General features: G+C 40.4%; 14 protein-coding genes. All 14 read right to left on the reverse strand.

Annotation, left to right across the window (positions count from 1 at the left end; all coding sequences use genetic code 11):
• Positions 1–457 precede the first annotated feature (457 nt).
• Positions 458–1,948 carry a lysine--tRNA ligase gene (gene lysS / locus ACFSFY_RS01175; protein ID WP_381535347.1) on the reverse strand — a complete coding sequence of 497 codons (1,491 nt, stop codon included), beginning with the start codon at positions 1,946–1,948 and terminating at the stop codon, positions 458–460.
• 147 nt (positions 1,949–2,095) lie between these two features.
• Positions 2,096–2,611 (reverse strand): 2-amino-4-hydroxy-6-hydroxymethyldihydropteridine diphosphokinase, encoded by a 516-nt coding sequence (folK, locus tag ACFSFY_RS01180; protein WP_381535348.1) that lies wholly within the window; start codon positions 2,609–2,611, stop codon positions 2,096–2,098.
• The gene (folB, locus tag ACFSFY_RS01185) at positions 2,608–2,976 is read right to left on the reverse strand and encodes a dihydroneopterin aldolase (RefSeq protein ID WP_381535349.1); all 369 of its coding nucleotides are present in this window, start codon (positions 2,974–2,976) and stop codon (positions 2,608–2,610) included. Before folB ends, folK begins: the two co-directional genes overlap by 4 nt.
• A gap of 11 nt (positions 2,977–2,987) precedes the next feature.
• Complete coding sequence (folP, locus tag ACFSFY_RS01190; protein ID WP_381535350.1) at positions 2,988–3,839, reverse strand: dihydropteroate synthase; 852 nt, start codon at positions 3,837–3,839, stop codon at positions 2,988–2,990.
• Positions 3,836–4,681 (reverse strand): aminodeoxychorismate lyase, encoded by an 846-nt coding sequence (gene pabC, locus ACFSFY_RS01195; RefSeq protein WP_381535351.1) that lies wholly within the window; start codon positions 4,679–4,681, stop codon positions 3,836–3,838. The genes folP and pabC overlap by 4 nt, the downstream gene beginning before the upstream one ends.
• A 13-nt stretch (positions 4,682–4,694) precedes the next feature.
• A complete protein-coding gene (locus tag ACFSFY_RS01200; protein ID WP_381535352.1) occupies positions 4,695–6,116 on the reverse strand; it encodes an anthranilate synthase component I family protein in 1,422 nt (473 codons plus the stop codon).
• A 112-nt stretch (positions 6,117–6,228) separates the two neighbouring features.
• Positions 6,229–7,155, reverse strand: a complete 927-nt coding sequence (gene cysK / locus ACFSFY_RS01205; protein ID WP_381535353.1) for a cysteine synthase A — start codon at positions 7,153–7,155, stop codon at positions 6,229–6,231.
• Between the two features lie 173 nt (positions 7,156–7,328).
• On the reverse strand, positions 7,329–8,246 hold the full coding sequence (locus ACFSFY_RS01210; protein ID WP_381535354.1) for a peptidyl-prolyl cis-trans isomerase: 918 nt from the start codon (positions 8,244–8,246) through the stop codon (positions 7,329–7,331).
• On the reverse strand, positions 8,224–9,111 hold the full coding sequence (hslO, locus tag ACFSFY_RS01215) for an Hsp33 family molecular chaperone HslO (RefSeq protein WP_381535355.1): 888 nt from the start codon (positions 9,109–9,111) through the stop codon (positions 8,224–8,226). Before hslO ends, ACFSFY_RS01210 begins: the two co-directional genes overlap by 23 nt.
• Positions 9,112–9,140: 29 nt before the next feature.
• On the reverse strand, positions 9,141–9,905 hold the full coding sequence (locus ACFSFY_RS01220) for a type III pantothenate kinase (protein ID WP_381535356.1): 765 nt from the start codon (positions 9,903–9,905) through the stop codon (positions 9,141–9,143).
• Positions 9,906–10,015: 110 nt separating this feature from the next.
• Positions 10,016–12,040, reverse strand: coding sequence for an ATP-dependent zinc metalloprotease FtsH (gene ftsH / locus ACFSFY_RS01225; protein WP_381535357.1), 2,025 nt, complete (start codon positions 12,038–12,040; stop codon positions 10,016–10,018).
• Positions 12,041–12,172: 132 nt separating this feature from the next.
• Complete coding sequence (gene hpt / locus ACFSFY_RS01230; RefSeq protein ID WP_381535358.1) at positions 12,173–12,715, reverse strand: hypoxanthine phosphoribosyltransferase; 543 nt, start codon at positions 12,713–12,715, stop codon at positions 12,173–12,175.
• Positions 12,716–12,751: 36 nt separating this feature from the next.
• The gene (gene tilS / locus ACFSFY_RS01235; RefSeq protein WP_381535359.1) at positions 12,752–14,155 is read right to left on the reverse strand and encodes a tRNA lysidine(34) synthetase TilS; all 1,404 of its coding nucleotides are present in this window, start codon (positions 14,153–14,155) and stop codon (positions 12,752–12,754) included.
• 14 nt (positions 14,156–14,169) lie between these two features.
• On the reverse strand, positions 14,170–16,587 hold the full coding sequence (locus ACFSFY_RS01240; RefSeq protein WP_381535360.1) for a SpoIIE family protein phosphatase: 2,418 nt from the start codon (positions 16,585–16,587) through the stop codon (positions 14,170–14,172).
• Positions 16,588–16,623: the final 36 nt, after the last annotated feature.

Raw genomic sequence — 16,623 nt, forward strand, 5'->3', positions numbered from 1 at the left:
GCGAACATTCTTCAATGATGTCATGTCGAAGGATTGAATTTCAATCCTTCTGGTTGTTTCTGTTCTTCTGACGGAAATCAGCTTACTTAGAAACGTTTATACTCCCTACACCGAAGTGTATCGAGTTTAAAAATTCTATAGACGTTTTGCTGTTCAGTTTTCAAGGTTCATTTATAAGAATCAGACTTCATTTTCTTATGTATTAGCGTTGCTGTTCTCTCGACTGCAACTCTTATATCATAACAAATCGCGCACACCTTGTCAACAGCAAGTTTCAACTTTTTATTTAAGTTGTTATTTATTGTTTGTTCCGGTGTCGTTCGCAACGTTTTTAACTATAACAACTTATAATACATAAAGCAACACTTATTTTTAAATAAGTTCCCATCACTGTATATAAAAAAAGAGAACCGCTATACGTAGCCATTTGCAACTCTTCGTACAGCGGTTACTTCCATTAGTCTTTCGGTCGCATTTGTGGAAACAACAGGATGTCTCGAATTGATTGCGCGTTAGTTAAAAGCATAACAAGACGATCAATTCCAATTCCAAGGCCTCCAGTAGGTGGTAATCCATACTCTAGTGCTTCAATAAAGTCATTATCCATATCATGTGCTTCATCATTTCCTTGTTCTTTTTCAACAAGTTGCGCTTCAAAACGTTCGCGCTGATCAATTGGATCATTAAGTTCAGTAAATGCATTCGCATGTTCACGACGTACAATGAATAGTTCAAAGCGATCTGTGAAACGACCGTCTTCCGGATTCTTTTTCGCTAATGGTGAAATTTCTACTGGATGTCCAAAGATGAATGTAGGTTGTACAAGCTCTTCTTCTACCTTCTGTTCAAAGAACTCATTCAGCACATGTCCGACTTCCATCATTGGAGTTACTTCTATATGATGTTCTTTTGCAAGTGCATGCGCTTCTTCCTTCGTCATCTCTTTCCAGAAATCGACTCCAGTATACTCTTTTACTGCATCAACCATATGCAGACGTTTCCACCCCGGTGCTAAATCAATCACATCTTCACCATAAGTAACTTGCATCGTTCCGAGTACATCCTGTGCAATATGGGCAACTAGATTTTCAGTTAGCCTCATAATATCGTTATAATCTGCATACGCCTCATACAACTCAATCATCGTAAATTCAGGATTATGACGCGTCGATGTTCCCTCATTACGGAATACGCGGCCGATCTCATAAACTTTCTCAAGACCTCCAACAATTAAACGCTTCAAATGAAGTTCGATTGCAATTCGTAAATACAGTTCCATGTCTAATGCATTATGATGCGTAGTGAATGGACGCGCAGAAGCACCACCCGCAATTGAGTGAAGCATTGGCGTTTCGACTTCAAGAAATCCTTGGTCATCAAGATATCGACGCATTGATTGTATAATCTTACTTCTCAAAATGAATGTTTCTTTGCTTCCGTCTGTTGTTATCAAGTCTAAATAACGTTGACGATAGCGTTGTTCGATATCTTTTAGACCATGAAACTTTTCCGGGAGCGGACGAAGTGCTTTTGTAAGGAAAGTGAAGCCATCTACCTTAACGGATAATTCGCCAACGTTTGTTTTAAATACCGTTCCAGAAATTCCGACGATATCACCTAGATCCGCGCTCGTAAACAACTGATAAGATTCCTCGCCAATCGCATCTTTTCTTATGTAAATTTGGATTTGGCCTTCAAAATCTTGAATATGAGCAAATCCGGCTTTTCCTTTTCCGCGCTTGGTCATGATTCGTCCAGCAATAGTCACTTTATGCTCAGTTTCTTCGAGCTCTTCTTTTGTGAATTCTTCATACTTCTTATGAATATCACCGGAAAGATGCGTGCGTTCAAACCTCGAACCGAATGGATCTATTCCACTCTCCCTGATATCTAACATTTTTTGACGTCGTACTAGTAATTGATCGTTTAATTCCTCAAGATTAGACATTACATACACTCCTTCTTAAATTAAAAACCCATTTTTCTTTATACATCTTCCTATTGTACACAATTTATAGTAACCAGACACACTTTACTTGTTAATTGCAAACTATAAAACCACAACGTAAAGCCAGACACGTACAATCAAACTCCATTAATTAGAACCAAGAAACTGCATGACTCCGTCACTTTTTTTCCAAAGTACTACGCCTACATCAGAAACAGCTTCCTCTTTTGACAATAATTCTCCAGTTGAAGGATGAACAATTGTCGAATCAATCTCCAGCAACGGAATTAGAACGAATGCCCGCTCACACATACGCGGATGTGGCACAATCAAGTTCTCCGTTACAATAGTTTCGTTATTGTAGAGCAGAATGTCTAGGTCAACAATACGTGGACCCCATCTTATATCCCGAACTCTTCCCAATTCCACTTCAATATGCTGACAAATAGCTAGCAAGCTTTGTGCGTCTAATGAAGTTTCAATATGAATAACACTATTAAGAAATTCCGCCTGTTCTGTATAGCCGACGGGTGCCGTTTCATAGACCGAAGAAACCGATAAGACGTTAATCTTTTCATGTGTATGAAGAGCTCGTACCGCTTCTACCAGATAATAGAGCCTATCTTCAATATTCGAACCGATCGAGATGAAGGCAAGATTCACTCGAAGCGCCCCCTCGTAATATCAACAGAAACCGATGCATAATGACCCGGTATCGGAGGATCTGGTTTCACAAGCACTACACGTATGCCCGATACCTTTTCCGGATAACTCTCTAGAATTCCGCTCGCAATAATTTCTGCAGCAGTTTCGATTAGTTTAACAGGCTCTCCTTCAATGACCATTTTACAAAGATCATATACCTCTGCATAGTTGACTGTTTTTTCAAGATCATCCGTAAGACCTGCATCTTCTAAACTTACCGCAAGTGACACAGTTACTCGAAACCTTTGACCTAATTTCTTTTCTTCAGGTAAAACTCCGTGGTAACCATAAAACTCCATATCATTCAAATGTATATAATCCAACTTGCACACTCCTATTCTTCATATGTAGACTTTCCAGTCAAAACATCCATCATTTTCGATACCCTAACAATTTCTTTCACATCATGAACTCTCATTATATGACTACCATGTTCAATACCATAACAAACTGTTGCACCTGTTCCTTCAAGCCGCTCATTTACCGGGAGCCCCAGAACATTACCTATTACTGATTTCCGAGATGTTCCGAGAAGAACTGGATACCCTAATTCTGAAATTTCATCAAGATCCTGCATCACTTGAATGTTTTGCTTTGTGTTTTTTGCAAAACCAACTCCTGGATCTAGCCAAATATGATTGTTTGGTACTCCAGCTTTTTTTGCAATGTCTATGCTCTCTGTTAAATCTTTTAGAACTTCATTCATGAAAGACCCTTTATAAACAGCCTTTTCTCTATTATGCATTAAAATTATTGGCACGTTGTATTTTGCAGCTATATGTGCAATTTCTGGATCCCTTTTTGCACCCCATACGTCATTAATGATATGAGCTCCGGCTTTAATTGCCGCTTCCGCCACACCAGACTTATGCGTGTCAATTGAAACGACACATCCTAAGTCTTTCGCTAACGCCTCAATAACCGGAACAATTCGCTCAATCTCCTCATCTACCGAAACCGGTGCATATCCAGGCCTCGTAGATTCACCACCGACATCGATAATCTTAGCACCATCATGAATCATTTCTCTCGCATGTTGAAGTGCCGTCTCAATTCTCGCATATTTACCGCCATCTGAAAACGAATCCGGTGTCACATTCAAAATACCCATAACGACTGTTTCTTTTCTAAAATCCATTGACGTCTTTCCAAACTGATAAACGTCCTTTGCAAACGTCAATTTCATTTAGAGTTACCTTCTTTCATAGCTATTATTGCTTCTACATATAAATTATGTAGTTTTTTATAATAAACCCCTGAAGCACCAGGGAACTTTTTATCTTCTAAATGCTTGATTGGTACAAGTTCTTGGACCGCGTTTGTCACGAAAAGCTCATCCGCATTCTCAGCTTCCACTTTTTTAAAAAAGCCTTCTTTTAAACCCATTCCCATCGACTGCGCAAGACTCATCACAAAGGCACGAGTAGTGCCCGGAAGAATACCTGTATCTATATGAGGCGTAAATAGAACTTTATCTTTTACCCAGAAGATGTTGGAAGTAATTCCTTCGGCAACATCTCCAGTGTCCGTCACAAAAAAACCTTCAAGCTTTTTTAGTGATGTAAGTTCAAGCCGCCCACGAACATTATTTAAATAATTATGCGATTTATGGCGAATGACACTCTCTGGTTTATTGCGCGAAGTTTCAAGCCAAACAGCGTCTTTTTCCTCGCCACGTATCGATGGTGGCAAAACCTTTCTAAATAAAATTACATTTGGCTTATGATAAGAAGAAGGTGCAAGACCGATATCATGGACACCTGCCGACACATTCAATCTGAAGTAACCGTCTTCTCCACCCGATAATTCATCCAATTTACGTACAGCAAACAGTATTTCATCCTCAGTATACGGCATTTCAATACGATACTCCGCAAGTGCTTCGTTCAACCGATCCATATGTTCCTTAAACAATAAAATAGTACCGTCATATGTACGAAAGGTCTCGAAAAATCCAGCTCCATATAAAAAACCATGATCGAACGGAGAAATCCTCAATTCTTCTGCCGGGATAAACTCGTTGTTCATCCAACACCACATATTATCTCCTCACTTTTTCTTCTGCCATTTCCTTAGCTTGCCAAAGGGCTGTTGCTTTATTAAGCGATTCTATATACTCTGCTGCCGGATCTGAATCTGCAACAAGTCCTGCACCCGCTTGAATATAAACCCGGCCATCTTGGATAAATGCAGTTCGAATTACAACATTGAGTTCAAAGTCACCATTAAAACCAAACCAACCAATCGCTCCCGTATACAAGCCCCTACGTTCAGGTTCGAGTTCTTCAATAATTTCCATCGTTCGAAGTTTTGGCGCACCCGTAATGGTCCCGCCCGGAAAAACTCCTCGAACAATTTCGGCATTGGAGATCCCATTTGCGGCTGTTCCCCGGACATTTGAAACGAGATGCATCACATGTGAGTATTTCTCAACAACCATAAATTCATTTGTTTCCACTGTATCTGGTTCACAAATACGACCTAAGTCTTCACGTTCTAGATCGACCAACATGATATGTTCGCTCTTTTCCTTTTCATTCGACAGTAGGTCCGCCTTAAAAGCCGCATCTGCAAAATCATCCATACCTCTAGGCCTTGTCCCTCCAATCGGACGAGTACTCAATTCGCTTCCACGCTTTTTCAGAAGCAATTCTGGAGACCCTGAAACAACATTGAAATTCTTCGAACCAATTGAAGCCATATACGGTGACGGATTGAATGAGCGAAGTGCTTCATACATATCGAGTGGATGTGCTGTAAGTGGTTTTGATTGTCGCACAGATAGATTTACTTGCACAACCTCATCCTCGTTAATGTAACTTTGCACATCACGTACCATCTTTTCAAATTCCGGACCCGTAACAGAAACTTCTAGGTCGTTATCGTTATCCGAGAGAGTCGTTGCCTGACTTGAAGTGAATAAACGTTTTTCAAGACCCGATACAGCCGCATTCATCCATTCAGTTTTCATGAATTCTGGGTTTTGCGCACTTTCAGGTAATGTCACAAAATACGCTGTATCTGTTTCCAAATCAAGCACAGCCCATTGATCAAATAAATAAAAGAATAAATCTGGTGTATGTAAATCATCTATCGTCTCTGAAGGGAGGTCTTCATATCTTCTCACATAGTCATAACTGATAAAACCAGCAACTCCTCCTTGAAATTCGGGAAGTTCGGGGATAGAAGCAATTTCATATGCACGAACGAATTCCGTTAACAGGTCGAGTGACTCACCTTGTCGAATTTCCTCTGTTCCATCTCGCCAAGTTATTTGCAGTTCATTTTCATTGGTTGACCGAAGTACTGCAAGTGGATTGATTCCCGCGATACACAACTTACCTGCTCGGCCACTTTCCAATAGGATATAGTTGTCATCTTGTTGAGCCAATTCCTTATAGGCATAAAAGAAGTCTTCTCTCGTAAAGTTTCCAGTGCTATACATCTGTTCTTTTTCTTCCATATCCGCATCCCCCATGTATCTCTTGATAACTACATCTTACATCGAATTTATTGTTTTGTGCTATTATAGACAAGAAAAAAAGAAGGGACATGTTCGTCCCTTCTTCCGCAGATTACTCTTCTTCAATATTATAAAGCGGTGTGCTCAAATAACGTTCACCGTTTGAAGGAAGAATCGCTACAACTTTCTTTCCTTTTCCAAGCTTCTTAGCTACTTGTAAAGCAGCAAATATTGCAGCTCCCGACGAAACACCGCCCAAAATTCCTTCTTCGCGAGCAGCACGTCTTGCCGTATCATACGACTCATCATTTGATACTTGTATAATTTCATCGTAAATTTTTGTATCTAGAACTTCTGGAATGAATCCAGCCCCAATACCTTGAATTTTATGTGGGCCCGGCTTCTCACCCGAAAGTACGGCAGAGTCCGTCGGTTCAACCGCAATAATCTTCACGTCTGGAAAACGTTCTTTTAAGACGCTACCAACACCTGTAATCGTACCACCTGTACCGACACCAGAAATGAATGCATCTACACGGTCCATCGCATCTGCAATTTCGGGCCCGGTAGTTAGGCGATGTATTTCAGGATTGGCAGCATTATTAAATTGTTGAGGCATGAACCAACCATTTTCTTTAGCAAGCTCACCAGCTTTCGCTATTGCCCCTTTCATACCATCAGCACCTGGTGTTAGAACTAGATCTGCGCCATATGCACGTAATAAAGTACGTCTTTCGATACTCATTGTGTCCGGCATTACCAACACGGATTTATATCCTTTCGCTGCCGCAATCATTGCAAGTCCAATTCCGGTATTCCCACTTGTCGGTTCGATAATTGTACTTCCTTGAACTAGGTCACCAGACTTCTCGGCCGCTTCAATCATTGCAAGTGCAATCCGATCTTTAACACTAGAACCCGGGTTAAAATACTCTAATTTCAAATAAACTTCCGCATCTTCTGCACCCGTCATTCGGTTCAATTTAACCATTGGTGTACGACCAACAAGATCTGCAATTGAGTTTCCTACTAGATTCATACTATCCTCTCCCAATCCCTACTATTTTGATATGCTTTATTGTATTAATCGTACTATCTTTCTGTGCTTCTTGTCAACATTAAACTTCTACCCTAATTTATGCGTATTTATCCTTTATTACATAGAAAAAAACCGCTCATTACCGACCTAAGTCGAATCTGAACGGCCTTGATTTATTCTCCGTAAAACCACTTTGCATCGAACTCTTTCCAAAACGCTTCTGGGCTAACGGACTCTGTGAGTTGTTCAAGCGCTAATTGGCGCCTAATATACTCTTTTACTTCTTTAAATTCAAACGATTCTCCGTTAATAATTTCACTAACTTTTATGATAGCAAATGTACCATCACTCAAAGAAACGACCTCACTTAACGAATCTTGCTGCATTTTCTCCGTTGCAGAAATAATTTCCTTATCGATGTTTTCGTTCGAATTATTCACATAGCCGATGTCTCCACCTAAACTAGCTGAAACAAGATCTACCGAACTCTCTTTTGCAAGCACTTCAAAACTTGAGCCCTTGGACAATTCATCCAAGGCTTGCTGCGCTTTATCTTTTGACGGAAGAACAATGATCGCCGTACGATATGCCGTTTGTATATTATAGAGCGAAGTATTTTCTTCGTAATTCTCTTTAATCAATTCATCTTTAATGACGATATCCTTTGTTAAAACTTTCTCAAGTATTAAATTGGAACGAATCTTTTGTAGTGCAAGCTCCTCTTCCAGCCCAGTGTAGGATTGGCCATCAACGGAACGAATTAGCGCAAGTTCAAGATTTATTTCTTCGTTGGATACGTCAATTTTAAATTTCTTGGCTGCAGCTTCCATTACTTTATCATTGACGAGACCGAGAAGCGTTTCACGACCGACATCCTTCTCCATAGCGGTCATCCATTCTTCCCGAGTAATTGAATCACCCGATACCGAAGCAACCTCTTCATCCACCGATAGAGATTTGTCTGGAATGAGCCAACCAATAAACCAGAAAACATTGGCAAGTAAAAGAAGTGCAATCAAAATAAGAAGCGGTTTTGTTTTCAACTTTCGTTGCTGCACCTTGTCCCTATTAGGACTGCGTTCGTATTTCATCTATGAAACCTTCAAGTTCGTTTTTTGGATACACATATGTTTCGAGACAGAAATGGCAATTGGCTTCAGCTTTGCCGTCCTCCTCAATCATTTCTTGAATTTCTGTTTCTCCCAAACCAATAATTGCATTACCAAAGCGTTCTTTAGAGCAATTACAACTAAACGATATATCCATGTGATTTAGAACTTCAACATTTCCCGCACCCAAAATTTCATCTAAAATTTCTTCTGGTGTTAATCCGTCAGCAATCATTCTAGAGATTGGCTCCATTTTAGAGATACGAGATTCCAACAAACTAATTGTTTCCTCCGTTGCACCCGGCATTACCTGAATAACAAAACCACCCGCTGCCGCAACCGAATTATCAGGATTGACAAGAACACCAAGTCCTACAGCAGAAGGTACTTGTTCCGATACAACAAAGTACTCTGTAAAATCTTCAGCAATTTCACCGGAAACAAGAGACACCTGCCCCGAGAAGAAATCACGCAAACCTAAATCTTTTACAACCGTAAGTGTTCCGCTCGTTCCAACAGCACGTTTCACGTCAAGTTTGCCCATATCATTTAAGTCAAAATGAACTTGCGGATTTGTAACGTATCCACGTACTTCACCGTTCGCATTTGCGTCGATAATCATCGAACCCAGTGGACCATCGCCCTCTACTTTTACGGTTATTTTGTCTTCACCCTTCATCATAGCGCCCATCATCACAGTTGCCGTCATTGCTCTTCCGATAGCCGCTGTTGCTGTTGGCCAAGTACCGTGCCTTCTTTGTGCTTCTGATACGGTCTCCGTTGAACGAATTCCATATGCTCGAATCGTACCGTTAAACGCAAGAGCTTTTATTAAGTAATCAGTCATTATTTCTTCTCCTTTTAAAGGGTTGTACCTTATATATTTCTCTCGTAAATTAAATTTAGACCTTTTAATGTAAGAAAATTGTCGACAACGTCTATTACTGTTGTTTCGCTAGCTATAAGATCTGCAAGTCCGCCTGTAGCTATTACCGTAGGTTCCACATCACTTTGTGCTTTCATACGGGCAACGATTCCTTCAACTTGTCCAACATAGCCGAAAATAATCCCCGCCTGCATTGCAGCTACAGTATTTTTTCCAATAACACCTTCAGGACGAGCGAGTTCAATCCGTGGTAGTTTGGATGCTCGGTCAAATAAAGCCTCCATCGATATTCCAATTCCAGGTGCGATTGCTCCACCCATATACTCACCCTTACCCGTTATAAAACAATATGTTGTAGCTGTACCAAAATCAACGATGATTAACGGACTGTTGTATTCGTGGATTGCAGCAACCGCGTTTACAATACGATCCGCACCTACTTCTCGAGGATTTTCATATCGAATGTTCAAACCCGTCTTTATTCCAGGCCCTACAATAAGGGGTTTTCGATTAAAGTATTTCCTACACATTTGCTCCAAAGGAAACATAACGGGTGGTACAACGGATGATATAATGATGCCGTTCACATCATCGAACGTTAAACCTACGTGCGCAAAGAATGATTTTACTTGCATAGCATACTCATCTTCCGTTTTATGCCGATACGTTTCCATGCGCCAATGATGTTTTAATTGACCATCTTCATATACACCTAAAACGATGTTTGTATTTCCAGTATCCATCACTAATATCATTTATAACTACCTCGCTAACTTTGACATTTTCCAACATATCATACCACAAAACCGCAAATAAAAAGAACCGTCTGCTTCAAAGAAACAGACGGTTCTTTTTTTATTAATCCTTACGGTCTATCCTTACGTTCTTCTTGAATCGGATTTGGTCGTGGTGTCGGACCAGACTTCTTCGGCAAATCGCCAATTGAAGGGTCTGAAGGTGCACCCGTAACATCAGGATACTTAAACTCATTTCCTTCTGCTCTGTCTTCCTTTTTATCAAGATTTACAGATATAGTGTTTGTATCTTCGCTGTTATTATCATATGAACGTTCCGGCAATATGCCGTGATCTTTCAAATGATTGATTTGTTCAGCATCAAGCGTTTCAACCTCTAGAAGCGTCGTCGCGATTAAGTTTAGAAGATCTCTATTTTCCGTAAGAATTTTATGCGTTCGAGCGTACTGCTCTTTAATAATACGTTGCATTTCTGAATCAATTTCATAAGCAATCGTCTCAGAATAGTTTTGCTCTGAATTGAAATCTCTGCCAAGGAACACTTGCCCTTGAGATTGACCAAACTGTAACGGACCAAGCTTATCACTCATTCCGTATTCTGTTACCATCGAACGAGCAATACCAGTTGCACGTTGGAAGTCATTATGTGCACCGGTAGAAACTTCACCAAGAGCAATCTCTTCAGCAACACGTCCTCCAAGGAGTCCGGAAATCTTATCAAGAAGTTCTGGCTTAGTCATAAAGTATCGATCTTCTTTTGGAAGCATAACCGCATAACCGCCTGCTTGACCACGAGGAACTATTGTTACTTTATGAACGATGTCTGCTTCATCAAGCACCAAACCAATAACAACGTGACCTGCTTCATGGAATGCGACAATATTTCTTTCTTTCACAGAAATTACTCGACTTGTCTTCGCAGGGCCCGCAATTACACGGTCCGTTGCTTCATCAATATCAGCCATATCTATTTTTAATTTATTTCGTCGTGCAGCTACAAGTGCTGATTCGTTCAGTAAGTTCTCAAGTTCAGCACCCGAAAATCCGGGAGTACGCTGAGCAAGTGCTTTAAGATTTACAGAATCATCAAACGGTTTATTACGAGCATGTACTCTAAGTACTGCTTCCCTACCTTTTACATCTGGTCGACCAACTGTAATTTGTCGGTCAAAACGACCAGGGCGAAGAAGTGCTGGGTCAAGAATGTCTGCTCGGTTTGTAGCGGCAATAATGATTACGCCTTCGTTTTCACCAAAACCATCCATCTCAACGAGAAGTTGGTTAAGCGTTTGTTCACGTTCATCGTGACCGCCACCAAGACCTGCCCCACGTTGACGACCAACTGCATCGATTTCATCAATGAAGATAATACAAGGTGCATTCTTTTTCGCATTTTCGAACAAATCACGCACACGAGATGCCCCAACTCCAACAAACATTTCAACAAAATCAGATCCCGAAATCGAGAAGAATGGCACACCAGCTTCACCTGCAACGGCACGTGCAAGCAATGTTTTACCTGTACCTGGAGGTCCGACTAGAAGAATACCTTGTGGAATACGTGCTCCAACTTCGACATATTTACGTGAATCTTTCAGAAAGTCAACAACCTCAACGAGTTCGGCCTTTTCTTCATCCGCTCCCGCAACATCATCAAAACTAACTTTCTTTCTATCATCAGTGTGAAGCTTCGCTTTACTTTTACCGAAGTTCATAACTTTACCGCCGCCGCCACCTTGTGACTGGTTTAGTAAGAAGAAAAACAAAATGAAGATGATTATAAAAGGTACGAGCCCTGTGAAAAACGATACAAGAGCGCTTGGTTTAGGAGCCTTTTCATATTTCATTTGCGTTTTAGTTTCGATATAGTTTAAAAGTGTTTCGTTATTTTGAGGAATATTTGTTACATACGTTTCGCCTTCCTCATAGCCTTTCATTTCACCTCTTACTTCATAAACGAGCTGGTCTGGCTGCAACGTTGCATTGGTAACATTTCCTTCTTCTAATGCAGTTTTGAACTCAGCATAAGTAATTGGCTTCGTCTTTGAATCCGTATTGTTTAGTGAACCAAAAATTCCTACAATTGCTAGAAATATTAGCCCATATAATAAAAAGTATCGAAGTATTCGATTCATCCAAGAGCCTCCTCATATCATTAAACAGAAAACTAGTTTAAATCTTATCATAGATAAGTTTCAACCTACAATAAAAATGCTTTGTCGGAAAAAGCTTTCTACCAACCCAGCTAAAGGGTTACCGGAAAGTTATTAAAAAGAGTAGATTTCCTTTTTAAGCACACCGATATAAGGTAAGTTTCTGTACTTCTCTGCGTAATCTAGTCCATACCCAACGACAAATGCATCCGGTACGACAAAACCGATGTAATCTGCCTTCAAATCCACTTTCCGGCCTGTCGGCTTATCAAGAAGGGTTACAATTTTGATGGAGTTTGCTTTTCGGTATTTCATTAGATCAACTAAGTAACTTAATGTTTTCCCACTATCAATAATGTCCTCAATAATTAGAACATCACGACCTTCTACACTTGTGTTCAAATCTTTAACAATTTTTACTTCACCTGATGAAACTGTTGCATTGCCGTAACTTGAAACATCCATAAAATCAAGTTCAATATAGGCGTCAACGCGTTTTATTAGGTCACTCATAAAAGGCAGTGCTCCTTTTAGGACACCAATTGCAAGCGGGAATTTATCTTTATATTCTTCCGTAAGTAAACTACCAAGTTCATTCACTTTAACTTGTATTTCCTCTTCCGAGATTAATACTTCTTCAATGTCCTTAGAGAGCATCAGAGTTCCTCCTTTTTATTCACATACATAAATAGATCATTTCTTCCCCAATACGAATATGTATTTGTCCGCAGCAGTGAGGTCCCGCTTAAAGGCGGTACCATAACGCAGCCCTGGTACAGCACACACTTCATCTTGTGCTGTCACAAGAACCGGTAGACCCAGACGCTCAGACGTTCCAACCTTTTCATCAATGAATAACCTTGACAAACGTTTTGGATGAGACATCCCCGGTAACAACATACGATCACCTTCCTTACGATACCTTACATGTAAGGGAAGGGCGCTCTTAGGTAAATTAAAATACATTACGTCAACTACATTAGTAAGCAAACAAGAATCGACTTCATCAACTTCTGTCCAGTATAGCCACTCGCTATTTCCCCAAGGAATCTGTACCCCTTTCGGAACTGTTTTAAAAACATCCGGTTGCGGTACTGGGTTTCCTTTAACAAAAGACAAATGACCATATTCTCTTATGAATTTGTAACCAAGTGGTAAGTCAATTGAAATATTACCCACTTGTGATGTGAGTTGATCCTGCAGCTGTTCAATCAGTCCATATTTGTATTCTACAAGCACATTTTTATTATCATAAAGATAATTCAATAGTAGTGTAATTACTCGCCTTTGTAAAGAATTTGGCATGCCTATAAATGCATTGCCGTCAATAGAAGGCAGTCCCTCTTCTGTAAATTCAACAATCTTATCGAACTGCTCTTTTGCTAATGCCTCTAACAGTGCATCATCCTCTGCCATTTTTCTAGTTATAGTAAGTGTATTTTCTATGACGGCAGGATTTTCAGCCACAATAAACGGCAGAACTTGTTGTCTGAAACGATTTCGCAAATAAGCAGTACTTTGATTGCTTGGGTCTTCACGAAACTCCAACTTCTTTTCTATCGCATACGAATAAAGGGATGCTTTCACGACAGGGAGAAATGGTCGGGTGAGAATTCCTCCATTGATTTCTCGCTTCATAGGCATCCCTTTAGGAATGTTTCCTTTTGTCACTTGCATCAGGACTGTTTCAAGCTGATCTTCTCCGTGATGCGCAGTGACAAGTACATTATATTTGTTTGCAAGCATAATTTCAGAAAAAAATGAGTATCTTTCTTCACGGCAAACAGCTTGCATATTCCCCCCTGATTTTGAAAGGATTTCGGGAACTGCTATACGCCTTCCAAAAAACGGTATTCCATAAGTATCGCAAAGTTGACGAACAAAAGCACCATCCTCTTCAGACTCTTCGCCCCTTAACATATGATCCACATGGATTGCCGCAACATCAACACCCCATCTTTCACGATTCATAGCTATGAAATGCAACAGTACTACGGAATCCACACCACCAGAACACGCTATAAGTACTCGACTGCCTTCGAGGATGAGTGATTCTTTTTTGATGAAACGAAAAACAGTCTCGTCGAATGTATTCATTGGTACACCAACCTTCATCTCGTCATTTTCTCTTTTTTGTTTAGCTGTGCATATGGTGAAATACTTGACCACTCGGGGAGTACGTGATTGATTTTCATAACAAGTACAGTACGGTCATCATCTACCGCGAGATAACGTCGCTCCATTTCACTCATAATCCGATCCGCAATCTTTTCGCAGTCCAAATGACCATATTTCGCCAATGTTCCGTACAAAGTTTTTTCTTGCTCTTCGAGGGAAACATCTCCCTGAAACATACCATCCGTCATCATGACTAAAATATCACCTGATTTAAGATCCTCATTTTTTGCTTCTACAGAGAAGGATGGTAGAAAGCCTACAGGAACCGATTGGCTATCCAGTCTTAAAAAGTCATTTCCGCGCTTAATATACGTACTCATTGATCCAGCCTTCCATGACCAAAGCCGCCCGTCTTGTAAATCAACCAGTGCAAGATCAAGTGTCGCATACATATCATCAAGTCCATTTAAAGACATCATATAATGGAGCGTATGCATAGCCGTCTCTGGATTCATCTTACGATCTAGACATTCTCTCATTAAACGTATTACTTTTCTACTTTCACGATATGCATTGATATCTTGACCCATTCCGTCTGATAATAAAACCGCAGTCAAACCATCATGAATCGGGAACACTTCATATGCATCTCCAGCATGGAATGCTTTTTCTCCAGAGGTGGCAACAATGCCATAATCCAATGAAAATCTCACAGCAGAGCCAAGCGTTAGTCGAATATGTGGAAACGGTTCCTTTTTAATTACTGAACGAACCACTCGAAACGGTTCTTCATACATCTCTTCAAGCACAGGTAAAATGAATCGTTCGGCAATAGTTGTATCGGTTTCAAAATCAGATCTCTTCTCAGGTATGCAACACACAATCCGGCGCGCACCCCTTGCCCCTGATAATATATCAATTTGAAAGTACTCAATTCCTTTTTCTAGAAATCGTTTTGCGAGTTCTTCCTCAGCCGGCTGATAAACAGTTAAATCTTCTTTAATTTCATTCATGATTTTATCAAGATGTGTACTCATATCCCTTAACTGTAACGCAAGCATTTTTCTACCATGTTGAAGTTGTCCACTCAACAACCGCGTGGCCGATTGTTCTTCCAGCTCAGTTACGAGGCCAGGGAAACGAATGCATTTATACTTAATTTTCTCTTCAACTCGATGACGTGCAGCCTTTTTGGTCAATGAATAGGTAACTTCCCACTCATTAATAAGTCGCTCCATATCGTTATCGGAACTTTCCCAGCATCTTGAATACCGAAAACACGACTGACAAATCGTAGGCGTTATTGGTGATTCGCTTACTGTTAAACCCTTCTCCTCGGAAAAGCGCCCCCCTACCAAAGTCGACATAAACTCAGCAAAAAGTTGAAAATCGGATAGTTGTTCATCAAAACGCTCGGCCACCCATTGTTGACGCTTCTCCGCAACTTCTGTGTTGCTAGGAAAAAAAACATCCTTAAGCGGTTCAATTTTCTTCGTTGGAATTAGTAGAAAAAGAACTGTTGCTGTTGCGATTGTTACAAAGTGAGTGATGTCTAATGGTAAGGTTAAGTCATACATAAAAAAGAAAACCGAAACGGATAATGCACCTGTAGCAATCCCAACTTTTCCGAACCGTCGAAATGCACCCGCAAAAAAACCAGTCATCCCATAAACAGCCATCATTCCTGTAAATGACAATTCAGCAATTCCAATAATTGCCGCGATAATCATTGCGACCGTCGTTGAAAATGGCAGTCCGCCCGCCATTGCCGCCAACAGAATCGTCAAGTGAATAAGAACACCCGCAATGGATACATTTCCAATGACAATGGCTTTCATTCCAGTCACCGCAAGTGCTCCAATAATGCAAGCTGCCCTAAGTCGCTCCGGCGTCCATTGACCAAAGAAAATTCGGTCCGCTTGTGGAAAAGCAATAAATAAAAAGAAAGTCATGAAAAAGGCCAAAACAACCTCAAAGCCAATAAACAATTGAACATCCATTGGAACTTTACCCGCATAAGCAACCAATTGCCAACACACTTGGACAATAAAAATGGAACCTACAACAGTAAGAGGTACTGATTTTCTTGCGAACGGATATCGAATTACGGCATTAAATAATAATAGTTGCAAGAGATGAATAACGGCTTGTCCAACCCCCAAAAAGACGCTGCCCGTCATTCCCCCAATAAATACCCATATTAGCTGTTTTCTAAAACGAGCACGAGCTAATGCCCAAACCGGTAGAAAAAACGGCACAGCCGCATCGAACAATACAGCTTGCGATAAAAAGAACGAACCAAACAGGAAAAACAGCGTAACCATAATTTGCATTTTCTTTCTTCCAATTGTCTCAATATACATACGGACCGACTGGACAAATGGACCTTCCATATTACTTGATAACTTCATTTCGCGTACCCCCTTATGTCGACGTACATCTGAGTA

Origin of the sequence: Sporosarcina siberiensis (genome assembly GCF_042681925.1) — a bacterium.
GTDB lineage: Bacteria > Bacillota > Bacilli > Bacillales_A > Planococcaceae > Sporosarcina > Sporosarcina siberiensis.